Genomic DNA, 24,640 nt, shown 5'->3' on the forward strand with positions numbered 1-24,640 from the left:
AGATCAACGATGGCTTTACTGCAAATCTCAGAACCCGGCATGGCGCCCGCACCGCATCAGCGGCGCGTGGCGGTCGGTATCGATCTCGGCACGACGAACTCGCTCGTGGCGGCCGTGCGCAACAGCGTGCCCGAAGCGCTTCCCGACGAGGACGGCCATGTGCTGCTGCCGTCGGTGGTGCGCTATCTCGAGAAGGGCGGACGGCGCATCGGCCGCGTCGCGAAGGAAGAAGCGGCCATCGATCCGCGCAATACGATCGTGTCCGTCAAGCGCTTCATGGGCCGAGGCAAGAGCGAGGTGGAGGGCGCGGAGAACGCGCCGTACGATTTCATCGACGCGCCCGGCATGGTGCAGATTCGTACGATCGACGGCGTGAAGAGCCCGGTCGAGGTGTCGGCGGAGATTCTCGCCACGCTGCGTTATCGCGCGGAAGATTCGCTCGGCGAAGATCTGGTCGGCGCGGTCATCACCGTGCCCGCCTATTTCGATGAAGCCCAGCGCCAGGCCACCAAGGACGCCGCGAAGCTCGCCGGACTCAACGTGCTTCGACTGCTGAACGAACCGACCGCGGCGGCCATCGCTTATGGTCTCGACAACGCATCGGAAGGTCTGTACGCGGTCTACGATCTCGGCGGCGGAACTTTCGATCTGTCCATTCTCAAGCTCACCAAGGGCGTCTTCGAAGTACTCGCGGCCGGCGGCGATTCCGCGCTCGGCGGCGACGATTTCGACCACGTGCTGTATCGGCATGTGATTGCGCAGGCGGGCGTCGAAGTCACTTCGCCCGAAGACGTGCGGCTCTTGCTGGACCATGTGCGAGTCGCGAAGGAAGCGCTTTCGTCGGCCGATGAAACGCGCGTCCAGGCCACGCTTTCGGACGGCCGCGTGATCGATGTCGCCGTGACCGAAGCGCAGTTCGACACGCTCACCGAAGCGCTCGTCGCGCGCACGCTCGGACCCACGAGAAAGGCGCTGCGCGACGCCAAGGTCGCGCCCGCCGAGATCAAGGGCGTGGTGCTGGTCGGCGGCGCGACGCGCATGCCGGTGATCCGCCGCGCGGTGCAGACGTATTTCGGCCAGCCGCCGCTCGTCAATCTCGACCCGGATCAGGTCGTGGCGCTCGGCGCCGCGATTCAGGCCGATCTGCTCGCCGGCAACCGTCGCGGCGAAGGTGACGACTGGCTCTTGCTCGACGTGATTCCGCTGTCGCTCGGCGTCGAAACCATGGGCGGTCTCACCGAAAAGATTATTCCGCGCAATTCGACGATCCCGACCGCGCGCGCGCAAGACTTCACCACGTTCAAGGACGGCCAGACGGCAATGGCGATCCACGTGGTCCAGGGCGAACGCGAACTCGTGTCCGACTGCCGCTCGCTCGCGCGTTTCGAATTGCGTGGCATTCCGCCGATGGCGGCGGGCGCCGCGCGCATTCGCGTGACGTATCAGGTCGATGCCGACGGCTTGCTGTCCGTTTTCGCGCGCGAGCAGATTTCGGGCGTGGAAGCGTCGGTGGTGGTAAAGCCGTCCTACGGTCTCGCCGATGACGACGTCGCGCGCATGCTCGAGGAAAGTTTCAAGACCGCCGAGACCGACATGCAGGCCCGCGCGCTGCGCGAGGCACAGGTCGATGCAGAACGACTGGTCGAAGCCACGCACGCGGCGCTCGCGGCAGACGCCGAGTTGCTCGACGAGAGCGAACGCGCGCAGATCGAAACGCTGGCGGAAGAACTCGCGACCATCGCGAAGGGCGATTCGGCGCAACGTATCGAAGACGCGACCAAGGCGCTTTCCGTTGCAACCGACGAATTTGCCGCGCGCCGCATGAACAAGAGCATTCGCCGCGCACTCGCCGGCCGCAAGCTCGACGATGTCTGATCCATTCGGAAATTCACGGAAAACTTAAGTCCATGCCTCAAATCGTTGTGCTTCCTCACGTGGAGCTTTGCCCGGACGGCGCGGTCATCGACGCCGATATCGGCAAGAGCATCTGCGACAATTTGCTGGAACACGGTATCGAGATCGAACACGCCTGCGAGAAGTCGTGCGCGTGCACGACCTGCCACGTCATCATCCGCGAGGGCTTCAACGCGCTCGAACCGTCGGAGGAAGACGAGGACGATCTCCTCGACAAGGCGTGGGGCCTCGAACCGACATCGCGGTTATCATGTCAGGCAATGGTGCCGGCCGACGAGGATCTGGTGGTCGAGATCCCGCGCTACACCATTAACCACGCCAAAGAAAATCACTGACGGAGGCTCGCTCATGAAGTGGACAGATACTCAAGAGATCGCAATGGCCTTGACCGATGCGCATCAGGATATCGATCCCCAGTATGTGCGTTTTACGGACCTGCATCGCTGGGTGACGGAGCTGGTTGGTTTCGACGACGATCCGCAGAGCTCCAATGAAAAGATTCTAGAAGCCATTCAGGCTGCGTGGATCGAAGACGCGGATTATTGATCGCGTTGGTATCGTCTAAAAGACGGCGACTCTCGAAAGAGGTCGCCGTTTTATTTTGAGCGCGCGGCATTTCACCATATTGATTTTCCTCATTCCCTCGCCGCTTTAATCTTGACAGAACTTGACGTTGTGCGCGTTGTTGACGGTCTTTCCCGCACTTAAAATCGCGCCCACTGCCTTCTGTCAGTCAATGCCGGATTCGATTCATCGCCCAGCGACGTTTCGTATTGCAAACAAATTTTACATGCCCGCGTGAAGGCGGCGTGTGGCCGTCCCCATGCTGGACGGCCTGTGGCGATCACTTGAGGAGAAGTACATGGGGAAACTCGACCTGTCGCGTCGTGGTTTTCTGAAGGCGGCTGCGCTCGCGGGCGTTTCGGTATTCGTCGCGCCCTTAGGCAGCCGTGCGTTCGCCGCGTTGTTCGAAGAGAAGATACTTACGCCCGTTCAATGGGATGCCACGAACGGAAGCGCAAAGTTTCGTATCGACGGCATGGCCAAGGTAACGGGCGCGAAGGTCTTCGCGCGCGACATCCGCGCGGTCGACATGCCGCATTGGCCGCAGCAACAATCGCACGCGCTGATCCTGCGCGTGACGCGGGCCGACTGTCTGTACGAAGGCTTCGATCTGTCGGTGCTCGGCGATGCGCTGAAGCCCGATCGCGTAGTCACCGCGGAAGATCTCGCGCGCGACAAGCTCGCCTTCCCCGCGTTCTATGGCGACGACATGTTCCTGCCGGCCGGGAAGACGCCCGCGTATCTCGGCCAGGCCGTTGCGATGCTGATTTATCACGACTTCGCGCGCTTCCGTTTCGCGAAGGAAAAGCTCCAGTTCCGCGATGGCGTGATCCGTTACGGCGCAACGACGGGTCCGCTCGAGCGCGATCCGTGGGCGTCGTTTCGCTTCGTGCGCGTCGGCGGCAAGACGCCTTTCGACGACGACACGTTTTCGAGCCTGAAGAACACGCCGCTCTTTCCGCACATGATGAAGAAGCGCGCGCCCGTCTGGGCCGACGCTCATGAACACGGCAAGCTCGACGAGCAGGGCATGTTCCACGCGCAAAGTATTGCCGACCAGCTCGATCATCCGCCGGCGGACTGGCTCGTCGTGGATCGCGAATACAAAACGCAATCGGTCGATACGGCCGCGCTCGAACCCGACAACGCGAATTGCTGGTACGACGCGGCGACTCAGTCGCTGCACATGGTCGTCCCGACGCAAGGTCCGCACGAAGTCGCGGAAAGTGCCGTGGAGATGGCGGCAAAGTCGCATTTTCCGGTGAAGAACCTGTTCCTGCATCCGTGCTACACGGTGGGCTACGGTTCGAAGGATCACTTCAACGTGCCGTTCTACGGTCTCGTCGCGGCCATGTATGGCGAGGGCCGTCCCGTGCGCCTGGCTTTCGACCGCTTCGAACAGTTCCAGAGCTCGCTCAAGCGTCACGCGTTCGACATGCGCTATCGCATGGCGATCGACAAGAACACCGGCCTCATTCAAGCCTTCAAGGGTGACTTCGAAGCGAACGGCGGCGGACGCTGCAACTTCTCGCCATCGGTCGCGATGGTCGGCGCGACCGCGGCGCAGTCGATCTACTACATTCCGCAGAGCGATCTGACCGCGATCGCGATTGCCTCGCGCGCGGTCGATGCCGGTTCGGCGCGCGGTTACGGCACGCTGCAAAGCATGGCCGCGACCGAGATGATGATCGACGAGATCGCGCAGAAGCTCGATATCGACCCGATCGATTTTCGCCTGAAGAACGTGTTCCGCACCGGCATGAAGAACACGCAAGGCGCCATTCCCGCCGGCGCGTTGCGCGCCGAGGAAGTGCTGCGTCGCGCGAAGGAACTGCCGCTGTGGACCGAACGCATGCGGCGCAAGAGCGATTTCGAGGCGGCGCATCCGGGAATGCGCTATGGCATCGGCTTCGCGTGTACGCAGAAGGACTTCGGTACGGGCGCGGAAAGCGCCTTCGCGAAAGTGGAGTTCACGGCCGACGGGCGCATCGCGTTGAGTCACTCGGGCGCGGAGATCGGCACCGGCACGTCGACCTCGCAGGCCCTCGCGGTCGCGAAGTGGCTCGGCAAGCCCGCCGTCGATGTGCATATGGCGATCATCGACTGGACGGATCTGCCGGTCGTGACGAGCGGCGATCCGTACATCATGTCGCAAGCCGAGCAGGATCGGTTGAGCGCGAATCCGCGCTGGTCGCCCGCGTACATGTCGCCGGCCAGCGCGACGAATTCCGCCTTCTACTTCACGCACGCCACGCATGAAGCGGCGCGCGTCGTGTTCCGTCACGGCATCTGGCCCGCCGCGCTCGCGCTCTGGGGGCAGGGTATCGGCGGCGGTCAGGCGACCTCGTACGTCGTGCGTGTGGAAGATGCGCGCTGGGTCGACGGCAAGCTGGCGGCCGACGGCATGGAGCCGCTTGCCTTCGACGTGCTCGCGAAGAAGGCGCATGAACTCGGGCTCGTCACGGGCGCTGCGGTGCATACCTTCAATCGCTGGCAGTGGAGCGAGGCGCAGTTCGATATCGCGGGCACCGTCGATCAAGTACCGCTCGACGGACTCTCGGTGCGCTTCGGCAGCGCCGATGCCGCCAACGGCAAGCAACGCGGCAAGGCCACGGCCAACGGCTATACCGTGCTCGATCGCAAACGCGTGTTCATCCCGCCCGTGCAGCGCAACAACGCCGCGGTCACGTATTACAGCGCCGTCGGCACGCTCGTCGAACTTGCTATCGACTCGGCCAGCGGCAAGGTCGATCTGCTCTCGCATCATTCGATCATGGAGTGCGGCAATCAGATCGCGCCGCAACTCGTCTCCGGGCAGTTGCAAGGCGGCCTCGCGATGGGCATCGGCCACGCGCTGCATGAGTATCTGCCGCTTTACGAAGACGGTCCCGGCAACGGCACGTGGAACTTCAACCGCTATCACTTGCCGCTCGCAAGCGATGTCGCAGTGTGGAAGCAAACCAGCGAAGTGTTGCCGCCGCTTTCCGAAACCGATCCGCCTAAAGGCATCGCCGAAGTGGTGATGATTCCGGTGGTCGGAGCCATCGTCAACGCGATCGCGCATGCGATCGGACATCGATTCACCGATCTGCCGGTGAGCCCGCAAAACATTCAGGAGGTGCTCGCATGACGGCCATCCCATCCGCCGCGGGCGTCGAATCGCGCTCGCTCTCCATGACGATCAACGGCAATAAGGTCGGCCCGATGCAGGTGCCATCCGGCTTGCCGATGATCGATTTCCTGCACGAGTATCTCGGCCTGACCGGCTCGCGTCTCGGCTGCGGGCAGGGCATCTGCCACGCGTGCGTCGTGATCGTCGACCGGGCCGATGGCACGAGCGAGGAAGTGCGTTCGTGCATCAACGGCGCGCATTTCTTCGACGGCAAGAACGTGCGGACCGTCGAGGGACACGCGAAGCGCAACGAGCAGGGCGAAGTCGTCGAACTGGCGCCCGTGCAGCAGAAGTTCCTGGAACATTTCAGCTTCCAGTGCGGCTATTGCACGCCGGGTTTCGTCAACGCGACGATGGTCCTGCTCGACAACCTGAAGCGCAATCCCATCGCGAGGGATCAGATCGAAGCGACCATCATGTCGGCGCTCGACAGCCACATCTGCCGTTGCACAGGTTACGTGCGCTACTACGAAGCCGTGAAGGAACTGGTGCTCACGACGCCCGGCCTGGTGAAGGACGCAGCATGACGAGACTGAATGTGACTCGCTTCGTGTCGCGCTGCGTCGTGCGGCTGATTCCACTCGCGCTTGCCGCGTTCGCGTTGAGCGCGTGCGGCGACCGTCGGGACGCGCCCGTTCACAACACGAGCTCGCCCGAGCAGATCGCGCGTGGACGCTATCTCGCGCATGCGGCGGATTGCGCCGCATGCCACACGGCGAACGGCGGCGCGCCGTTCGCGGGCGGCGTGAAGCTGCAATCGCAGTTCGGCACGTTCTACGGCACCAACATCACGCCCGATACGAAGTACGGCATCGGCTCTTATAGCGCCGACGACTTCTACGCCGTGCTGCATGAAGGCAAGTCGCCGAATGGCAAGCTGTATCCGGCGATGCCTTATACGTCGTATCGACAGATCACGCGCGAGGACAGTGACGCCCTTTACGCGTATCTGATGGCACAAAAGCCGGCAGCCGTGCCGAGTGTCAAGCCGGTCCTCTCGTTTCCCTACAACGTGCGCTTCGCCGTGCGTTTCTGGGACATGCTGTTCTTGAACGACACCTTGCCGGATGCGTCGCAGGGACAATCGGCGGACTGGACGCGCGGGCGCTATCTGGCCAACGCGCTCGGCCATTGTGCCGAGTGCCACACGCCGCGTGGTGCCTTCGGCCAGTTGCAGGATGCGAAGACGCTGCAAGGCGAAGCCCTCGGCCGTGTCGGCGCGCCCGACATCACGCCGCAAGCGCTTGCCGCGCGTGGCTGGAATGCCGCCGATCTGCAGACATTCTTCGCGACGGGCGTCGCGCGGCAAGGCTCGGCGTATGGCGAGATGCATCCCGTGATCTATCTGAGCACGCAGCATCTGGATTCCAACGATCTGCGCGCGCTCGCCACGTATCTGCTCGGCGACAAGCCGCAGGCAGCCGCGCCGCTCGCCGCCATTCAGTCGGGCGACGCCACGCGACTCGCTGCGGGACGCTCGCTCTATCTGGATTCTTGCGCGGGTTGTCACGGGCACGAGGGCGAGGGCAAGCCGCACGTCACGGTCGCGATGAACGGCAACTCGACCTTGCGTCTGGCCGATCCGCGCAACCTGATCGTGTCGATGCTCGATGGCATAAAGGCGCAGCCGTTCCCGCACGGCGAGGCCATGCAGGACATGCCTGGATTCGCGGGCACGTATAGCGACGAGCAGATCGCCGAACTGGCGAATTATCTTCGCGCAACGTGGGGCGGACAGCCTGCCGAGATCACGGCAGACAAGGTGAAGTCGCTGAGGTAGTCGCGGTTTTCCGCAGCGCGAACGAAAGAGGCCACGGCTCGGCGAGCGTGGCCTCTTTTGCTTGGGGTTTGCCGCGCATTCGAGCACTGAAGTCGCCGTGACATCGTTGGGCGACAGTGCGTCGCTCGATCGATTCTTCGCGTTGGGTTTCAAACGCTCGCCGCGCACCCGAGCACAGGAACCGCCGTGGTATCCGAGCGCCGGCGCGCTCATGCTCCGCGCTGCATTACCCAGGCAGAAGACTTCTCAAACGCGCACGCCGCGTTCGACGAGCTGCCGCTGCAACGCTGGCCACATCTTCGCGACCGCTTCCTCGCCCGCCAAAATCGATGCGTTGCGCTGGCTGAAGTCGCTGCTGCTCATGGCATTGAGATTCGGCCGGATGACCGCGTCCGCGTACTTGTCGAGTTCATAAGCCTTGATGGTCTGGCCCATGATCGTGAAGGTCTGCATGAGCACGTCGAACGAGCTTTGCGTGAGGCCGCTTTCGGGACGCGCCGAAATATCCACGGCGATCACGAAGTCCGCGCCCATCTTGTGCGCGAATGCGGCGGGTACGGGACTCACCAGCCCGCCATCGACATATTCGTGGTCGCCGATCTTCACCGGCTCGAAGATCGACGGCACGCTGCACGACGCGCGCACCGCGATGCCCGTGTTGCCGCGCTGAAAGAGGATCGGCTGACCATTCCGAAGGTCGGTCGCGACGATGCCAAGCGGCTTCGCCATCTTCTCGATCGGACGATTGTCGAGCGTCTTGTTGAGGTAGTTCTGCAGCGCCACGCCTTGCAAGATGCCGCGCGTGCGAAAAGGCATGGCCCAGTCGCTGATCGAGGCTTCGTCCATGGTGAGCGCGAGCTTGTTGATGGCGATGCCGTTCATGCCCGACGCATACAGTGCCGCGATGACCGAGCCCGCGCTCGTGCCCGCCACGAGATCGACCGGCACGTTGCGCGCTTCGAGCGCCTTGATTACGCCGATATGCGCGAAGCCGCGCGCCGCGCCGCCACCGAGCGCAAGCCCGATGCGAACGGGCGCTTGCCGTTGGGTATCCGTTTTGGGCGGCGGCGTGCTCGTGGTCGTGGTCGACGTGGCGTTGCCGCCCGTGGCGGTCGTGCACGCGGTCACGACGGATGACAGCGCCGCGAGCGAAAACGCGCGACGCGAAAGCGAAAGACGGGATGACGATGGCTTCAAGTTGAACTCCGGGCGCGGCTTGCTGCTTTGAACGTGCCTTGGCCGGTATCGGCAAAAAGGCGCGGACATCATAAAACAAAGGCGCACGGACCGGCACAAAGCAGGCCGCGAGTATAATTCCGGTTCACTTTGACGAAGCGCCGGCCGCGTGATCCAGCCGCACGAACGCTTCCGAATCAGCCGTCATTGGACACTTCTCGTCTGCTTTGAGGCGCGTAGAGCGCGCATCGGCTTCGAGCGAGACAGACGCCATCCATCGAGTAAAACCGCAATGACCACCCAAGTCCGTACCCGCTTCGCACCGAGCCCGACCGGTTTCATCCATCTCGGCAACATCCGCTCCGCGCTCTATCCCTGGGCGTTCGCGCGCAAGATGAAGGGCACCTTCGTGCTGCGCATCGAGGACACCGATGTCGAGCGCTCCACCGAAGCCTCGGTCGATGCGATTCTCGAAGGCATGGCCTGGCTCGGCCTCGATTTCGACGAAGGTCCGTTCTATCAGATGCAGCGCATGGAGCGTTATCGCGAAGTGGTCGCGCAGATGCTGGAGAAGGGGCTCGCGTATCACTGCTATATGTCGACCGAGGAGCTCGATGCCCTGCGCGAGCGTCAGCGCGCCGCGGGCGAAAAGCCGCGTTACGACGGCACGTGGCGTCCCGAGCCGGGCAAGGAGTTGCCGCCGGTTCCCGAAGGCGTGGAGCCGGTGGTGCGCTTTCGCAATCCGCTGACGGGCGTGGTCGCGTGGGACGACGCCGTGAAGGGCACGGTCGAGATCTCGAACGAAGAACTCGACGATCTCGTCATCGCGCGTCCCGACGGTACGCCGACCTACAACTTCTGCGTGGTCGTCGACGACCTCGACATGCAGATCACGCACGTCATTCGCGGCGACGATCACGTGAACAACACGCCGCGTCAGATCAACATCCTGCGCGCGCTCGGCGGTGAAGTGCCGGTTTACGCGCATTTGCCGACGGTGCTGAACGAGCAGGGCGAGAAGATGAGCAAGCGTCATGGCGCCATGGCCGTGACCGGTTATCGCGACAACGGGTATCTGCCCGAGGCGGTCGTGAACTATCTCGCACGCCTCGGCTGGTCGCATGGCGATGCGGAAATCTTCTCGCGCGAACAGTTCGTCGAATGGTTCGACCTAGAGCATCTGGGCAAGTCGCCGGCGCAATACGACCACGACAAGCTCAACTGGCTCAATGCGCATTACATCAAGGAAGCGGACAACGGTCGCCTCGCGGAACTCACGCGGCCGTTCTTGCGCGAGGCAGGTATCGAAGCGAGCGCGATCGAGAACGGCGCGCCGCTGGAACTGGCGATCGGGCTTTTGAAGGACCGCGCGTCGACGGTGAAGGAAATCGCCGATAACGCCGTGATGTTCTATCGCGAGCCCACGATCGATCCCGAAGCGCGCAAGCAGCACGTCACCGATGCGGTGCGGCCGGCCATCGCCGATTTGCGCGCGGCGCTCGCCGAAGCGGAGTGGAGCAAGGAAGCGATCGCCGCGGCCGTGAAGGCTACGCTTGCCGCGCACAAGCTCAAGATGCCGCAACTCGCGATGCCGGTTCGCTTGCTGGTTGCAGGCACGACGCACACGCCGTCCCTCGACGCCGTGCTTGCGCTCTTCGGCCGCGAAGCCGTTTTGCGTCGGCTGGAACTGGCCGCAAGCTGACTGAAGACGCAAAGCCGCGCGCGATGAATGCCAGCGATGCATGCATTGCGCGCAAATGCATGAAGAGAGGTAAAAAATTTCGCTACGAGCGTCAAAGGGTATTTACAACTTCAAAAATGGCCTATAGAATCTCGTTTCTGTTCTGCAAGGGGGTATAGCTCAGCTGGGAGAGCGCTTGCATGGCATGCAAGAGGTCAGCGGTTCGATCCCGCTTACCTCCACCAAGAATGGTTTTGCAGGGCAGGTGGTATTGTTTGTATGGTTTCCAGCGTTTCGGAAGTCGCAAAAAATACTTCACAAGTAACATCAGGTTGTATATAATTTCGGTCTTCGCTGCTTGCGGCAAGTTGTTAAGCCCAGAGCGAATGATTAAGTAGCAAAGACAGATACACAAGTTTCTGTCCCCTTCGTCTAGAGGCCTAGGACATCACCCTTTCACGGTGAGTACAGGGGTTCGAATCCCCTAGGGGACGCCAGCACATCGGCGGCTGCTAGTAAGAAGCGCTGCCTGGAAGTAAGCGCTGGAGCGGTAGTTCAGTTGGTTAGAATACCGGCCTGTCACGCCGGGGGTCGCGGGTTCGAGTCCCGTCCGCTCCGCCAACGCATTGCAAGCAGGAAGACTCCGGCTGATAAGCCGGATTTTTTTTTCGCTGCGCTGTGTCGATAGTTTAGTTTTAGTAGGTTGAAGTCCCCTTCGTCTAGAGGCCTAGGACATCACCCTTTCACGGTGAGTACAGGGGTTCGAATCCCCTAGGGGACGCCAGAACATCGGCGGCTGCTGTAAAAGCGCTGCAATCGGTGAACGAGTTGGAGCGGTAGTTCAGTTGGTTAGAATACCGGCCTGTCACGCCGGGGGTCGCGGGTTCGAGTCCCGTCCGCTCCGCCAGCTAGTTGAGAAAATCCAGCCTTCGGGCTGGATTTTTTTTGGGCTCGTTTTTTCGCTTGCGTCAGGTCCCGCGCACCGAATCCTGCGCAAACATCCATTTGTCGATTGCCAGCAGGCGCGCACTGTCATAGTGTTTAGGGCACCTCCTCGTGCCCGTCCCGCGTGCGATGCTCGACCCGACCGAAGACCTCTCTCTGTTCCAGTTGCGCCAGGCGTCGATGGCGGATTTCGCTTTCGCCGAAGCGCTCACGCACGACAACATGGTCGGCTACTATCGTCGTCACAATCTCGTGTGGCGGGGCGACCTGTTTCTGTCGAGCTGGCGCGAGTCGGAGAACTTCATCCTGCAGGCGGACGGCGTGCCTATTGGTGTCATGCGCGTGACCGAGGAAGACGACTCGCTGCATATTCGTGACGTGCAGATCGCGCAGGGCTTTCGCGGACGCGGCGCAGGCACCTTCCTGCTGAATACGGCGCATCGCTGGGCGCGTGCGCGAGGGCTCGCCGAGTGCCAGTTGCGCGTATTCGTCGACAACCCCGCCGCGCGCCTCTACGTGCGTCTGGGCTATCGTCCGGCGGGACCGCGACTCGCCTTGCTCGGTTCAATCCGGCACATGGTGCGCCGCGTCTAGGCGTCGTCCATCGGGCGTTCATCGTGGCCCGTTCCCGCATCACGCGAAAAAAACGCGCGAGGACTTTGCCCGAAAGCGCGGCGAAACATCGCCGAGAACGCGCTCTGACTTTGATAACCCAATTCCCGCGCGACTTGCGCTAGCGGTCGTCCCTGGCTCAGAAGCGGAATGGCGCGTGCGAGCACGGCTTGCTGGCGCCATTGCGAAAAGCTCACGCCGAGCTCGCGCCTGAAGAGCCGCGCGATGGTGCGCGTGCTCGCCCCGGCTTCCGACGACCATCGTTCGAGATCCGAATGCGACGGGTCGCTCAGCACGGCGTCGCAGAGCGCGCGCAGGCGCTTGTCATTGGGCATCGGCACGGAAAGCGGAAGTGGCTGCGAGCGGATGATTTCATCGAGCGCAAGCGTGCCGAGCAGCCGCTCACGCTGGCGGGAAATGGCGTCTTCGTCGAGTGCGGCGATCACCTCGCGCAGCAGCGGCGACACTTCCACCACGCGGCACGCGCCGAGGCCGGGCGGCACGACGCTGGCATCGACGTAAAGGGTGCGTAGATACGCGTCCTCGACGATCACGACTTCATGCGTCACGTTCGGCGGCACCCAGATCGCACGGGAAGGCGGTACCATCCACGTCGAATCGGCGGTTGCCACGCGCAGCACGCCGCGTGACGTGTACGCCACCTGCGCCCACGGATGTGTATGCAGCGCGATTCGCACGCCATACGGCACGGGCCGCGAGCGCACGCGGATCGGATGATCGCGGGTCGGCGAATGTTCGACCGGAATGTCGAGGTGCTCGACATTCTCGCTGGCTGGATTCGTGTCGACGAACGTAGTCATGGATCGCCTTTCGGGCGGAAGCTTGGACGGCCCGCCGGCAGCGCATTTTCGCGGGGCATAATGCGCGGATCGTTCAACGCCACGAATGGAGCGGCATTCTCCGATGCAATACGTCTTTGTGTACGGCACCCTGCGCGCGGGCGAAGCCAATGATATCAATCGCGCGGCAGAGCGCCATGATCTGGCGACACCGGAGTATCTGGGCGCGGCGCACGTGCGCGGTCATCTTTTCGATTTCGGCGCTTATCCCGGACTAGTGCTCGATGACGATACCGGTGCGCCGATTCGTGGCGATATCTATCGAATCGAAGAATCGCTTGTGCCTGTGCTCGATGAAATCGAAGAGGTGTATCCCGGTGTGGAAGGACTGTTTCGCTCGCACCGGATGCATGTCGAAGTGGAACTGGATGGCACGAGAACGCGCATCGATTGCCTGATGTACCCCGTCTCGGCGCAATCAGTTGCAGGACTACCGAAGATATCAAGCGGCGATTGGCTCGTTCGCTGATTACGCTGCGCCCGAAGTGCTCACGCACCAGAGCGCAGCGCGACAGAACTAGCCGTGCTGCCGGAAGCGAACTTACTGGCTCGAACCGGTCGTCGACTTGCCGTGCGACTTCTTGTGATGACTACCCGACTTATGCATGGGCTGCGAATGCATGCCTTGCATACTGTCTTGCTGCGAAGATTGCAGAGCTTGTGCGCGCGATTCGACGTCCGCGATCTTCGCGGGATCGGTGCTCATCGTCACGCCTTGCTCGCTTTGAGCATAGGCCACCGATGCAATCGCGCTCAACGACAACAGAACAGCCACGGACACTTTCTTCATTTTAACCTCCTGGTGACAGTTGAATCCGGGAATCGCCTGTCCGATCCGGGTATTGCCGCATAGTTCGGAGCAAAATCCAGTCCCGCATCGCACTGAGGTGCTTCGCTGCCCGAACGTCTTCGGCAATGCGCTTCGGACCGTACCCATCGTAGACCCCGCTTCGGGCAACGACGTGTCGAATCACAATTCCTGGCCGGCCCTCGAAAAGCCGGTGCGCGATCTTACAGGTGCGGCTCGTTGCTAGCTAGTCCTGACTAAACCTCGCGCAATCGATTCACTCATTCGGCCAGCGCCTTCAATAAAGACGCAGCCAGCGATACACCTCGAAGCGCGCCATGCCCACGAGTTCGTGCGCCGCAAGCTCGCTGTTCTCGAAGCTGCGGAAGCGAGGTAGAAGTGTGACGGAGTTGTGTCGCACATCTGAAACGTAGGCCTGCGGACGATAACCGAATGCGTCGAACGCGGCCAGCGAGCGTCGCATGTGGTACGCCGACGTAATGACGATCAAATCGCTGTCATGTGCATCACCCAGAATGGCGGCGACATTACGCGCGTTCTGATAAGTGTTGAGGCTTTGATTTTCGCGGATGAGATCGCCGGGCGCGACGCCCTGCGCAAGCACGTAAGGCGCGTAATTGTCCGCTTCGGCCTGACCGTGCTTTTGCGGGTCGCCGCCGCTCAGGATCAATCGACACGACGCACCGGACGCACGGCACTCCCGGTACAACTTCGCCGCCGCCGCAATGCGCGGGATCGAATCCGCTTTCGGGATGAGCCCCGTGCCTTCCCTGTCCGTTCCGCCGCCCATCAGAACGATGTCGGTCTTGGGCGCGAAGTCCGGCGTGATCGTCTGATCAAAGCCCTGTTGCGCCAGATTGAGCAAAGGCCCGGCGAACCATCCGCTACCGCACGCCCACGCCAAAATGACGGTGAGAACGGCAATCTGGACGCGGCGGCGTCGCCAAAGCGCAAATAATGCAAAAAAAAGCAGCAATAAAGTAAATAGAACCAATTTGATTGGGGTAACGTATTGGTTTGAGGACAATTCGTTCCGTCATCGCGGACTTCGGGAACGCATCGGCGGGTGTCGCAGTAAAGCGCGTGATTAGCGCGCTCTCAACGGGGGCTTGTAATAGAAAGCAGCACCTAACGCAAGCGGCGGCCAAACATTCGCCAGCAAGCTGATCATGCTTGGCAACGCGAAATTCGGCGCGCCGCGTTTAGTCGACGTCGCGGACCGTCTTGCGACCGTCACGAGCGTCGTCATGGCTGCACAGGAAGACAGAACGAGATGACCACGTATTCTAACGAAGCCGTACTCGAAGCACTTCGCCGAGCGCAGTATCGTCAGGTTCCCTGGGCAAAACGTCCCAAAGGTTTCGACCTTCTGCGCGCCCTCGGGCTGCTCGAACTCACGAGACAGCGCACCGTTGCGCCAGCGCCGGGTTTTCATGCACCCGTGGATATCGCTGTCGTAACCGAGCGCGGGAAAAACGAATTCAACCGGCTTTGTCGCGACGAACGTTCGATCGACTGGGACTTGAGACGCAGCGAACCTTATTCGTTCGGCGGCCAGGAAGTCGTAGTCGAGGCGAGAGCCTGAACGGCGAGTGCTTGGAGCTGAGACTGATCGGCTGACAGGCCGAGGGAGCGTCGTCGTCAGTCTTGTCCGCCGGGCATCTTCTCGGGCGTCCGGTCTTTCCGTGGCTTCACACCGGCGCGGACGAAAAAAATCCCGTTTCGCACGGGAATGGTCCAGCACTTTGTTACGCAAACGCGCGTCCGTCAATGATGCCGTCCCTGGCTCTCCCTTTCGGAATCGGGACGCGCGCGCACATTGCTCGCGATATCGCCGCGCAGATCGCCACGCGGAGCGGGCGGCGTCACATCGCGCGTCCGGGCGATATCCTGCGGCGCGCTCATGGCCGCTCTCGTATTCAGATGCAAATCCGACCCCGGCGGCGGCCGGGCTTGCCCAGATGCCGCCGCGCTCGTCAGCGCGCCGAGCGCACCGCAAGCGAGCAGTATCGATACCTTCATGGCGAGTCCCCTCAAACCCGAACAGGGCCTGTTAGTCCACTCACCAAACTATGCTTTGCGCAGCCAACACGCTGTAAGCAATGGTAAAGAGTTGTTTCTCCGCCGTTTGAGCTGAGCCTCGCCAGTTTTTTTGGCGAGCCATACTATGACCGGCGAGAAAGGCCGGCACGCAAAGAAGGGCGTGCGCGGCGAACATCGGCGGAAGGTGATGCCTCGCGGGCCGAACGCCCGCGTGCAGGGAATGAAGCGAAACTGAGCCGAAACAGGGAATGTATGGAAATCAGCCTGCTTCGAGCGGAGCAGATAGATCAGGCCATCTTGGCCGGGGCGCGCCACGATTCCGGGTTGGTCCAGAATGCACCGCGCAGGCGATCGCGGCTCGGCGGCGCGGGCGGCTTGGCTGCGCTCGAACCAATGCGTCCGCGCAGCGAGACTTCGCGGCCATTGCTCGACAAACGCTTCACGATTTCGGCAAGCGTGCCGTCCGCCTGCCATTCGTCGAAACGGCGGCGGCAAGTAGGGGGCGAAGGATAACGCCCGGGCAGCTTCGACCAGCCTTCACCCGTCGAGAGCACCCACAGCACGGCGTTGACCACCGAACGCGCTTCGACGCGCGGACGGCCGCGCCGCTCACTACGCGCCGGCTCGGAACAGAACAAAGCCTCAACCAGCGCCCACTCGTTATCTCTCAAATCGTCGAACAGCACCATATCTCACCTCAGCGAAGCTAACCCCGGTGCGCTGCCCCGCGCCGCGCACTCTGGTCGGAATCCGATGAACGAATTACCAGGAGAGAGTCGGAACGGTGCGGCAGACGATTGTTTCTGAATGCCACGTCGCCCGACCTCTGTGCGCAATGAAATGCGAGAACCGTGCCATGCGCGTCGCAAAATCCGGGAAACCCGCATGGCAGTAGGCTGACGCAACGCCAGCATGGCCCGTATCAGACCTGAAACGAGCCGGATAAGAAATCGGGACAATCACCAATCCTGTGCAGAGAGCCCATCCAGCGTGCGTTTTCGCAATTATGCTGCACCGCAGCGAAACGTACGTTCGGAGGATTTGTCGTGGTTGCCGCCGCTATAATCCGTATGAAACGGGCTTATTGATGAGTGTCGGGAATGAACGGATCGCTGAACGTGACGCTGCGCCAGTTGCGCGTCTTTATCGAGGTGTCGCGGTTGCGTAGTTTCAGCCGCGCGGGCGATGAAGTCGGCCTGACGCAGTCGGCGGTCAGCCGATGCGTGCGCGAGCTAGAAGGGGAAATCGGGCTGAAGCTCATCGACCGGACGACACGCGAAGTGCAGTTGACGGATGTTGGCGTCAATCTTGTCGGCACGGTGTCCCGCCTGATTGCCGACCTCGACTCCGCGCTCTACGAAGTGCGCGAATTGGGGCAACAAAAGCGCGGCCGGGTGATCGTCGCGGCAAGCCCGACAGTCGCGTGCCGGCTGATGCCGCGCGTGATTGCGTCGTGTCTGCGAGAATTTCCGCTCGTCACGTTGATCTTGCGAGACGATGTCCAATCCGACGTGCTCCGCCAGGTCAAGTCGGGCGAAGCGGATTTCGGCGTCGTGATCGGACCTTTGGCCGACGACGCCCTTCACGGCCAGCCCGTGATGACCGATTCGTTTTGTCTCGTCGCACGCCGCGATCACCCGCTCGCGCACGAGTCTGCGGCGCCATGGGAAGCGCTCGCGGGAGAGCGGCTCGTGATGCTCGATCAGGCTTCGGGAAGCCGGCCAATCATCGATGCCGTCATGCAGCGGCACGGCGTTCAGGCGCAGGTGGTGCAGGAGCTCGGCCATCCGGCGACGGTGTTCGGACTGGTCGAGGCGGGTGTCGGCGTGAGCGTGTTGCCCTGGCTCGCGCTGCCTTTGCCCGCGAATTCCTTGCTGATCGCGCTGCCGCTGGAACCGCGCGCCGAGCGCACCGTGGAACTCGTACGAAGGCGCGACCGCTCGCTGTCTCCGGCGGCGGAGTCGGTCTGGTCGCTGATCGCCGCGCTGCCTCCGCGCGCCGAGCAACTGACCTGACGGGCCGCTTGTCTCGAAAATGTGCCGGGAGCGTTAGACTGCGTTCTTTATTCGACGAGGCGTGCAATGAGTGAATCGGAAGGCGCGGTGAGCGCAGAACTGAGCGAATTGACGGGCGCGCGCGACAGCGGTGCGCCGCCTGCGCCTCATGCGCCCAACGCACGCGATGCCGTGCGGGCGTTGCGTCCGTCGCAAATTCGCGAAGTGGCGAATGCCGGTTTCGGCGTGCCGGACGTGCTGCCGTTCTGGTTCGGCGAATCGGATCGCGTGACGCCGCCGTTCATTCGCGATGCCGCGAGTCGCGCACTCGCAGATGGCGCAACGTTCTACACCCATAACCTGGGCGTCGCGTCTTTGCGCGAGGCGCTCGCGCGCTACGTCACGGCCTTGCATGGCGATACGTCGGCCGCGCACGTCGCGGTGACGAGCGCTGGCGTGAACGCGCTGATGCTGGCGGCGCAACTCGTCGTCGGCGCGGGCGATCGCGTGGTCGCGGTGACGCCGTTGTGGCCGAATCTCGTCGAGATTCCGAAGATTCTCGGCGCGAGCGTCGAAACGGTTTCGCTCGGTTACGGCGAAAACGGCTGGACGCTCGATCTCGACCGGCTGCTCGCCGCGCTCACGCCGTCGACGCGCATGCTGATGATCAACTCGCCGAACAACCCCACCGGCTGGACGATGACGCGCGATCAGCAGCGCACCGTTCTCGAGCATTGCCGCCGCCACGGCATCTGGATCGTCGCGGATGAAGTCTACGAGCGCCTGTATTACGGCGGGAACGGCAAGGTTGCGCCGTCGTTCCTCGACCTCGCATCGCGCGATGAACGCGTGATCGCCGTGAATTCGTTTTCGAAGGCCTGGCTCATGACGGGCTGGCGGCTCGGCTGGATCGTCGCGCCCGAGCGTCTCATGGACGACCTCGGCAAGCTCGTGGAATACAACACGTCGTGTGCGCCGTCGTTCGTGCAGCAGGCGGGCATCGTCGCAGTCGAGGAGGGCGAGCGTTTCACGCAATCGCTCGTCGCGGACCTGCACGCGAGCCGCGATCATCTGGTCAAGGCGCTGCAGACCATCGACGGCGTCGACGTGCGCGCGCCGGACGGTGCGATGTACCTGTTCTTCTCGCTGCCCGGCGCGTCGCGCAGTCTCGAGCTTTGCAAGTCGCTGGTGCGCGACGCCGGTCTCGGGCTTGCGCCCGGCAGCGCGTTCGGTGAAGAGGGCGAAGGCTTCGTGCGCTGGTGCTACGCGTGCGATCCCGCGCGACTCGACAAGGGCGTCGAGCGTCTGCGCGCCTTTCTTTCGACGCGCGTCTAAGGTCGAGGATCTCGGCGGCGCGCGAAGTAAGGAGCGCGCCGATTGCGTGTTCGCCCGTATTCATCTTTACGCACCGGTTCTTTTTGCGTAATATGGCGCTCAGTCACGCGCTTTCATCCAGGAAAGCGCCACCTCGTCCGGCTGGATGGCCCGGCGCTTCGCTCGATCGAACGCCCGATATCGCCTCTCCCCGGTGCGTGCTCCCAGTCAATATGACCGACCAAAATCGGGCGAGCGCGTCTTGAAACTCAGCGTCCAGCTTTATCGTCCGCACCGTTTCGGTGGCGTTCGAACCTGCGCAAGTCCGGTTTGAATCGAATCATTGGCCGTTCATTGACCACTCATTGACCATTTAGGGTTGACCCAAGCTGCATGAATACTCAAGAGGCGAAGATCGTCCTCGAGACTGCATTGATTTGCGCGCAGGAACCGCTGCGACTGAGTGAATTGCGCAAGCTGTTCGCCGACGACGTATCGGCGGATACCCTTCGCACGCTGCTCGAAGGCCTTCAGGCCGACTGGTCGGGCCGCGGCGTCGAATTGGTCGCGCTCGCAACGGGCTGGCGCTTTCAAAGCAAGCCGGCGATGCGGACTTATCTCGACCGCTTGCATCCGGAAAAGCCGCCGAAGTATTCGCGCGCCGTGCTTGAAACGCTTGCGATCATTGCTTACCGGCAGCCAGTAACGCGTGGCGATATCGAAGAGATTCGCGGCGTGACCGTCAACACGCAAGTCGTAAAGCAGCTTGAGGATCGGAGCTGGATCGAAGTGATCGGCCATCGCGACGTGCCCGGCCGTCCGGCGCTCTACGCCACGACGAAGCAGTTTCTGGATGACCTCGGGCTGACCGCGCTCGATGAATTGCCCGCGCTGGATAATCCGTCGGCGCAACTGGAAGCGTCGTTGTTGTCGCAGCATTTGATCGAGTTTCCGGATCGCGTTGCCGGCGATACACCGCCCACAGCCAGCATTGCGGATGAATCGACTGCCGGCGGGGAACATCCCGCAAGTGCGCCAGTCAACCCGAATGAAGTGTCCGAGTCCGTCATTGCGCTCACCGAGTCGGTGCAGCCCGCGGACGTAACTGCGGTACAGCCTGAAGCAACACCCGAAAGCGCCGACGCGAGTGACTCCCGCGATGCCGGTCCGGACGCCGCAATTCACGCGCAGCCACTGAGAGCCGCGCCTGAACTGCACGCGCATCCCGACGACACGCAAGCGCACGAAGTCGACGATTCAGCCGCTCTCGCTCCGCCCGACGGCGCGCAAGACGGCCATGAACGGGACACGCGCGCATTGAACGACTTCGCTTCGGATGACGACGACTCCGAAGAACCTACGGCGCGCCGCGCCTGACGCAATTTTGCATGGCCCCTGATCCGCTTCGGCTCGCCAAAATGATCATTTCGAGACGACCGGCCGAACCGATCAGCGGAAATTTTTGACGCGCCTCACGAGACGCGCGATTCGACATTTGAGGTTGTTTTGACACATTCCCACGACAGCGATTCGCCTGATTCCGCGCGCCCCGTGCACGCCGCGGACGCCCATGAACCGGCCGACGCCGGCGAACGCACGCGCAGCGACGAGAATGGCGAAGGCGACGATCGTCCGCGCCGCGGCCTGCGCCGCGGGCCACGCAGTCTGATCGCGCGGCGCCGCGCTGTCGCCAAGACCAAGGGCGCCGAAGGCGCGCCGGGTTCACCCGACACCGCGACCGAGGCAACGCCGGATGACGTCGTCGCGGAACCGGTCGCAAAGCCGCGCAAGGAAGCGGGCAACCGCGCGCCGCGCGCCAACGCGGCAAAGGGCGGCCGCAGGAATTCGCGCCGTGAATTGGCGGAAGCCGGTGCAAGCGAACCGGTCGATGCAACCGAGGCGCCCGTCGCCGCCGATGCCGCGCCTCAAGCCGCGCCGCGCGAAGGCGGCCGGCGCAAGAATCCGCAGCAAGCGCGCGGCAAGCGTGCCGAAGCCGCACCGGCAACGGGCGAGCGCGCCGCAGCCGCCAATGTCGACGACGTTTTCGCCTACGTCACGTCCCCCGCCTTCGACGCCGACAACGGCGTGAGCGGCGTGCGCGCGCCGATGCTCCGCCGTGGCCGCAACGCGCCCCAGCAAAAGCGCGTGCTCGAACCGGACGACGACGCGCCCAAGCTGCACAAGGTTCTTGCAGATGCCGGCATGGGTTCGCGGCGCGACATGGAAGAATTGATCATCGCGGGCCGTGTATCGGTGAACGGCGAGCCGGCGCATATCGGCCAGCGCATCATGCCGACCGATCAGGTGCGTATCAACGGCAAGCCGCTCAAGCGCAAGCTGGCGAGCAAACCGCCGCGCGTCTTGCTCTATCACAAGCCGACAGGCGAAATCGTCAGTCACGCCGACCCGGAAGGCCGCGCGTCCGTGTTCGACAAGCTGCCGTCGATGAAAACCGCCAAGTGGCTCGCGGTCGGCCGCCTCGACTTCAATACCGAAGGCTTGCTGCTGCTCACGACCTCGGGCGATCTGGCGAACCGCTTCATGCATCCGCGCTATAGCGTTGAGCGAGAGTACGCGGTGCGCGTGGTCGGCCAGTTGTCGGAAGGGATGAAGCAGAAACTTTTGAAGGGCGTCGAACTCGACGACGGTCCCGCGAACTTCCTGCGCATTCAAGATGGTGGCGGCGAAGGCACGAATCACTGGTATCACGTCGCGCTGGCTGAAGGCCGCAATCGCGAAGTGCGCCGCATGTTCGAAGCCGCGGGCTTGATGGTCAGCCGCCTGATCCGCACGCGTCACGGTCCGATCGCGTTGCCGCGCGGTCTCAAGCGTGGCCGCTGGGAAGAGCTCGAAGATAACCAGGTGCGCAGCCTGCTCGCGGCGGTGGGTCTCAAGCTGCCGACCGAAGAAAAGGGTGGCCGTAGTTCCGCACCGCGCGTGCAGCCCGATCCGATGCAGACGTCGATGGGCATCATCACGCGTGAGCCGGTGCTGATGTCGCATGCGCGCATCGCGCAGTCGCAAACGCCGGGACGCAACGGCGGCGGTCGGCGCGGCGCGGCGGGCGGCATGTCGGGCGGCTTCGGCATGGGCGGCGCGGGTGCTGGTTTTGGCGGTGGCCCGGGCAACCGGAGCGGCAATGGCGCAGGCCGACGCAACGGCGCCGAGCCGAACGGCAACCGCGCGGGCGGCGGCGAGGCTAACGGCAATCGCGCACCGGGCGGCCGTGGCGGTCCTCGCGGCGCGCGTCCTCAAAGTGGTGCGCCGGGCGCGGCGGGTCCGGCCAAGCGAGCCGCGAATGGCAACGGTCCGCGCGGCAATCGTCCGGGCGGCCAGCAAAACGCGGGACAAGGCAAGCCGGGCGGTCCGGCGCGCGGCGGTCCGCGAAATCGGACGCGCGGGCGCTAGCCGTCGTCGAATCCGCGTCATTGCGGGATTCGCAAGTAACGGTCGACAGGCTTCTTCATGGCGTCGACCGTTTTTTGCAAATGCAAGCCAAAAAGTCTGTCTTCCGGCACGAAACGAGCCTGAATGGGTCGTCTACGTTTGCGTTTATCCCGAAAAATGGCTAAAATCACAAAGTCGCTGGGCACGTAGTTTTTCTCTCTGCCCTGAGTGCGATCTCGGTTGAAGAAGATGGGCGTTGCGCCCATTTTTTTTTGGCTTTTCGGTTCGGCATCTCGGGGAAGAAGGGTGCGCGCCCGCTTATGGCGCATGCCCGCAGGTGTTGTCGGCGTGGAGCGCGCGAACACCTTGGAGTGACTGTGCAACTGACGGAACTGATTGAAACCACGGTCTCGGGCCTAGGCTACGAGCTTGTCGATCTCGAGCGTTCGGGAGGCGGCATGCTGCGTATATATATCGACCATCCGGGCGGTATCGCCATCGAGGACTGCGAGAAAGTCACACGCCAGCTCCAGTATGTGCTCGAAGTCGAGAATATCGATTACGACCGGCTCGAAGTCTCGTCGCCGGGTCTCGACCGTCCGCTCAAGAAGCTGGCGGATTTCGAACGCTTCGCGGGGAGCGAAGTCGTCATCACATTGAAAAAGCCGTTGGACGGGCGCAAGTCGTACCGTGGCATTTTGCATGCCCCCGACGGCGACACGATCGGTTTGGAATTTGAAGGGAAGGACGGCGCCGCGATGCTCGATTTCACGCTCGCGGACCTCGACAAAGCACGTCTCGTCCCCAAAGTTGACTTTAGGAGCCGCAAACAATGAGTCGCGAAGTTTTGATGCTGGCGGATGCGCTGGCGCGCGAAAAGAACGTCAACAAGGACGTGGTGTATGCAGCCTTGGAGGCTGCGCTTGCATCGGCAACGAAAAAGCTGTTCGAGGAAGACGTCGACATTCGCGTGGCGATCGACCGTGAAAGCGGCGAGCACGAAACCTTCCGCCGCTGGCGCGTGGTGCCGGACGAGGCCGGCCTGCAAGAGCCGGATCAGGAAATCCTGCTGTTCGAAGCGAAGGAGCAACAGCCCGACGCACAGGTGGACGACTTCATCGAAGAACCGATTCCGTCCATCGAGTTCGGCCGTATCGGCGCGCAGGCAGCGAAGCAGGTCATCCTGCAGAAAGTGCGCGACGCCGAACGCGAGCAAATCTTGAACGACTTCCTCGAGCGCGGCGAAAAGATCATGACCGGCTCGGTCAAGCGTTTGGACAAGGGAAATTTCATCGTCGAATCCGGTCGCGTGGAAGCGCTGCTGCGCCGCGACCAGTTGATTCCGAAGGAAAACCTGCGGGTGGGCGACCGTGTGCGCGCGTACATCGCCAAGGTCGACCGCACGGCGCGCGGCCCGCAAATCGAGCTTTCGCGCACTGCGCCAGAGTTTCTGATGAAACTGTTCGAGCTGGAAGTGCCGGAAATCGAGCAAGGCCTGCTGGAGATCAAGGCGGCCGCGCGCGATCCTGGCGTGCGTGCGAAAATCGGGGTGATCGCCTATGACAAGCGTATCGACCCGATCGGCACTTGCGTCGGCATCCGCGGTTCGCGCGTGCAGGCCGTACGCAACGAGCTTGGTGGCGAGAACGTGGACATCGTGCTATGGTCGGAAGACCCCGCCCAGTTCGTGATCGGCGCTCTCGCGCCGGCAGCCGTCCAGTCGATTGTCGTGGATGAAGAAAAGCATTCGATGGACGTCGTCGTAGACGAAAACGAACTCGCGGTTGCCATCGGCCGAAGCGGCCAGAACGTTCGACTCGCCAGCGAGCTCACCGGCTGGCAGATCAACATCATGACGCCGGACGAATCGGCGCTGAAGCAGAACGAAGAACGTGGCAAGTTGCGCGATCTGTTCATGGCGCGTCTGGATGTGGACGAGGAAGTCGCCGACATCCTGATCGACGAAGGCTTTACGAGCCTCGAAGAAATCGCGTACGTGCCGCTCAACGAAATGCTCGAGATCGAAGCCTTCGACGAAGACACGGTGCACGAACTGCGTAACCGTTCGCGCGACGCGTTGCTGACCATGGCGATCGCCAATGAAGAGAAGGTCGAAGGCGTCGCGCTCGATCTGAAGAGTCTCGAAGGAATGGACAACGAGCTTCTCGCGAAGCTCGCTGAACACCAGATCCAGACCCGCGACGAACTCGCGGAGCTGGCTGTGGATGAACTGGTCGAAATGACCGGTGTGGAAGAGGATGCCGCTAAGGCGTTGATCATGAAAGCACGTGAACACTGGTTCCAGTGAGAAATGACCATGGCGCACTGATATTTGGCGGCCGGTTTGGCCGCGTGACCCCGATCTAACCGCAAGGATATGTCCTTGCATC

Annotated in this window: 22 protein-coding genes, 5 tRNA genes and 1 pseudogene; 21 read left to right on the top strand and 7 right to left on the bottom strand. The window is 62.6% G+C overall.

The features are described 5' to 3' along the window. Positions 1–9 precede the first annotated feature (9 nt). The 6 genes from hscA (at position 10) to ACYQ47_RS27435 (ending at position 7,430) form a co-directional block, all read left to right on the top strand. A complete protein-coding gene (gene hscA, locus ACYQ47_RS27410; RefSeq protein WP_250465083.1) occupies positions 10–1,875 on the top strand; it encodes a Fe-S protein assembly chaperone HscA in 1,866 nt (621 codons plus the stop codon). 32 nt (positions 1,876–1,907) lie between these two features. Beyond that, a complete protein-coding gene (gene fdx, locus ACYQ47_RS27415) occupies positions 1,908–2,249 on the top strand; it encodes an ISC system 2Fe-2S type ferredoxin (protein WP_244825421.1) in 342 nt (113 codons plus the stop codon). Between the two features lie 13 nt (positions 2,250–2,262). Beyond that, positions 2,263–2,460: a Fe-S cluster assembly protein IscX gene (gene iscX, locus ACYQ47_RS27420; RefSeq protein ID WP_244825420.1), complete on the top strand. Its 198-nt coding sequence runs from the start codon at positions 2,263–2,265 to the stop codon at positions 2,458–2,460. A gap of 316 nt (positions 2,461–2,776) precedes the next feature. Next, on the top strand, positions 2,777–5,608 hold the full coding sequence (locus ACYQ47_RS27425) for a xanthine dehydrogenase family protein molybdopterin-binding subunit (RefSeq protein ID WP_459907883.1): 2,832 nt from the start codon (positions 2,777–2,779) through the stop codon (positions 5,606–5,608). Beyond that, a complete protein-coding gene (locus tag ACYQ47_RS27430) occupies positions 5,557–6,177 on the top strand; it encodes a (2Fe-2S)-binding protein (RefSeq protein ID WP_459909339.1) in 621 nt (206 codons plus the stop codon). Before ACYQ47_RS27425 ends, ACYQ47_RS27430 begins: the two co-directional genes overlap by 52 nt. After that, positions 6,174–7,430 (top strand): c-type cytochrome, encoded by a 1,257-nt coding sequence (locus ACYQ47_RS27435; RefSeq protein WP_459907885.1) that lies wholly within the window; start codon positions 6,174–6,176, stop codon positions 7,428–7,430. The genes ACYQ47_RS27430 and ACYQ47_RS27435 overlap by 4 nt, the downstream gene beginning before the upstream one ends. 246 nt (positions 7,431–7,676) lie before the next feature. Here ACYQ47_RS27435 and ACYQ47_RS27440 read toward each other — a convergent pair whose 3' ends face one another. Continuing rightward, positions 7,677–8,627 (bottom strand): patatin-like phospholipase family protein, encoded by a 951-nt coding sequence (locus ACYQ47_RS27440; RefSeq protein WP_250465075.1) that lies wholly within the window; start codon positions 8,625–8,627, stop codon positions 7,677–7,679. A gap of 271 nt (positions 8,628–8,898) precedes the next feature. Here ACYQ47_RS27440 and gltX point away from each other — a divergent pair, with 271 nt between their 5' ends. The 7 genes from gltX to ACYQ47_RS27475 all read left to right on the top strand — a co-directional run bounded on the left by gltX (position 8,899) and on the right by ACYQ47_RS27475 (position 11,826). Then, positions 8,899–10,308, top strand: a complete 1,410-nt coding sequence (gene gltX / locus ACYQ47_RS27445) for a glutamate--tRNA ligase (protein ID WP_250492495.1) — start codon at positions 8,899–8,901, stop codon at positions 10,306–10,308. Positions 10,309–10,456: 148 nt separating this feature from the next. Next, a tRNA-Ala gene (locus ACYQ47_RS27450) sits at positions 10,457–10,532 on the top strand. Positions 10,533–10,708: 176 nt separating this feature from the next. Continuing rightward, positions 10,709–10,784 (top strand) — tRNA-Glu (locus tag ACYQ47_RS27455). 47 nt (positions 10,785–10,831) lie between these two features. Next, a tRNA-Asp gene (locus ACYQ47_RS27460) sits at positions 10,832–10,908 on the top strand. 87 nt (positions 10,909–10,995) lie between these two features. Further along, a tRNA-Glu gene (locus ACYQ47_RS27465) sits at positions 10,996–11,071 on the top strand. Positions 11,072–11,117: 46 nt separating this feature from the next. After that, positions 11,118–11,194 (top strand) — tRNA-Asp (locus tag ACYQ47_RS27470). A 149-nt stretch (positions 11,195–11,343) separates the two neighbouring features. Beyond that, positions 11,344–11,826, top strand: a complete 483-nt coding sequence (locus ACYQ47_RS27475; RefSeq protein ID WP_244825416.1) for a GNAT family N-acetyltransferase — start codon at positions 11,344–11,346, stop codon at positions 11,824–11,826. Here ACYQ47_RS27475 and ACYQ47_RS27480 read toward each other — a convergent pair. Then, positions 11,823–12,665: an AraC family transcriptional regulator gene (locus tag ACYQ47_RS27480; RefSeq protein ID WP_244825415.1), complete on the bottom strand. Its 843-nt coding sequence runs from the start codon at positions 12,663–12,665 to the stop codon at positions 11,823–11,825. The two genes, ACYQ47_RS27475 and ACYQ47_RS27480, sit on opposite strands and share 4 nt — an antisense overlap. A gap of 103 nt (positions 12,666–12,768) precedes the next feature. Between ACYQ47_RS27480 and ACYQ47_RS27485 the strand changes: the two genes are divergently transcribed. Continuing rightward, the gene (locus ACYQ47_RS27485) at positions 12,769–13,173 is read left to right on the top strand and encodes a gamma-glutamylcyclotransferase family protein (protein ID WP_250509115.1); all 405 of its coding nucleotides are present in this window, start codon (positions 12,769–12,771) and stop codon (positions 13,171–13,173) included. A 72-nt stretch (positions 13,174–13,245) separates the two neighbouring features. Here ACYQ47_RS27485 and ACYQ47_RS27490 read toward each other — a convergent pair whose 3' ends face one another. Both ACYQ47_RS27490 and ACYQ47_RS27495 read right to left on the bottom strand, forming a co-directional pair. Beyond that, positions 13,246–13,494, bottom strand: coding sequence for a hypothetical protein (locus ACYQ47_RS27490; protein WP_250465054.1), 249 nt, complete (start codon positions 13,492–13,494; stop codon positions 13,246–13,248). 295 nt (positions 13,495–13,789) lie between these two features. Continuing rightward, the gene (locus ACYQ47_RS27495; RefSeq protein WP_459907890.1) at positions 13,790–14,377 is read right to left on the bottom strand and encodes a YdcF family protein; all 588 of its coding nucleotides are present in this window, start codon (positions 14,375–14,377) and stop codon (positions 13,790–13,792) included. Between the two features lie 408 nt (positions 14,378–14,785). Between ACYQ47_RS27495 and ACYQ47_RS27500 the strand changes: the two genes are divergently transcribed. Further along, the gene (locus tag ACYQ47_RS27500) at positions 14,786–15,097 is read left to right on the top strand and encodes a hypothetical protein (protein WP_244825411.1); all 312 of its coding nucleotides are present in this window, start codon (positions 14,786–14,788) and stop codon (positions 15,095–15,097) included. Positions 15,098–15,279: 182 nt separating this feature from the next. Here the strand turns inward: ACYQ47_RS27500 and ACYQ47_RS27505 are convergent, their stop codons facing one another. Further along, positions 15,280–15,534: a hypothetical protein gene (locus tag ACYQ47_RS27505; RefSeq protein ID WP_250465050.1), complete on the bottom strand. Its 255-nt coding sequence runs from the start codon at positions 15,532–15,534 to the stop codon at positions 15,280–15,282. 308 nt (positions 15,535–15,842) lie between these two features. Further along, positions 15,843–16,244, bottom strand: a complete 402-nt coding sequence (locus ACYQ47_RS27510; protein WP_050454634.1) for a transposase — start codon at positions 16,242–16,244, stop codon at positions 15,843–15,845. A gap of 423 nt (positions 16,245–16,667) precedes the next feature. On the opposite strand from ACYQ47_RS27510, the gene ACYQ47_RS27515 reads away from it, so the two are divergent. The 4 genes and pseudogenes from ACYQ47_RS27515 (at position 16,668) to rluB (ending at position 22,271) form a co-directional block, all read left to right on the top strand. Then, a complete protein-coding gene (locus ACYQ47_RS27515; protein WP_459909341.1) occupies positions 16,668–17,570 on the top strand; it encodes a LysR family transcriptional regulator in 903 nt (300 codons plus the stop codon). Positions 17,571–17,636: 66 nt separating this feature from the next. Then, positions 17,637–18,884: a pyridoxal phosphate-dependent aminotransferase gene (locus ACYQ47_RS27520; RefSeq protein ID WP_459907893.1), complete on the top strand. Its 1,248-nt coding sequence runs from the start codon at positions 17,637–17,639 to the stop codon at positions 18,882–18,884. 372 nt (positions 18,885–19,256) lie between these two features. Further along, a pseudogene (gene scpB, locus ACYQ47_RS27525) lies at positions 19,257–20,228 on the top strand (SMC-Scp complex subunit ScpB); the annotation flags it as partial. Positions 20,229–20,369: 141 nt separating this feature from the next. Further along, entirely contained in the window at positions 20,370–22,271 is a 1,902-nt protein-coding gene (gene rluB, locus ACYQ47_RS27530) for a 23S rRNA pseudouridine(2605) synthase RluB (protein WP_459907895.1), read from the top strand. 17 nt (positions 22,272–22,288) lie between these two features. Here the strand turns inward: rluB and ACYQ47_RS27535 are convergent, their stop codons facing one another. After that, positions 22,289–22,633, bottom strand: coding sequence for a hypothetical protein (locus ACYQ47_RS27535; RefSeq protein WP_459907897.1), 345 nt, complete (start codon positions 22,631–22,633; stop codon positions 22,289–22,291). On the opposite strand from ACYQ47_RS27535, the gene rimP reads away from it, so the two are divergent. After that, positions 22,628–23,086: a ribosome maturation factor RimP gene (gene rimP / locus ACYQ47_RS27540; protein ID WP_250465040.1), complete on the top strand. Its 459-nt coding sequence runs from the start codon at positions 22,628–22,630 to the stop codon at positions 23,084–23,086. The two genes, ACYQ47_RS27535 and rimP, sit on opposite strands and share 6 nt — an antisense overlap. Beyond that, the gene (gene nusA, locus ACYQ47_RS27545; protein WP_244825405.1) at positions 23,083–24,558 is read left to right on the top strand and encodes a transcription termination factor NusA; all 1,476 of its coding nucleotides are present in this window, start codon (positions 23,083–23,085) and stop codon (positions 24,556–24,558) included. The genes rimP and nusA overlap by 4 nt, the downstream gene beginning before the upstream one ends. The last annotated feature ends 82 nt before the right edge of the window (positions 24,559–24,640 follow it).

Source organism: Caballeronia sp. HLA56 (assembly GCF_054655155.1).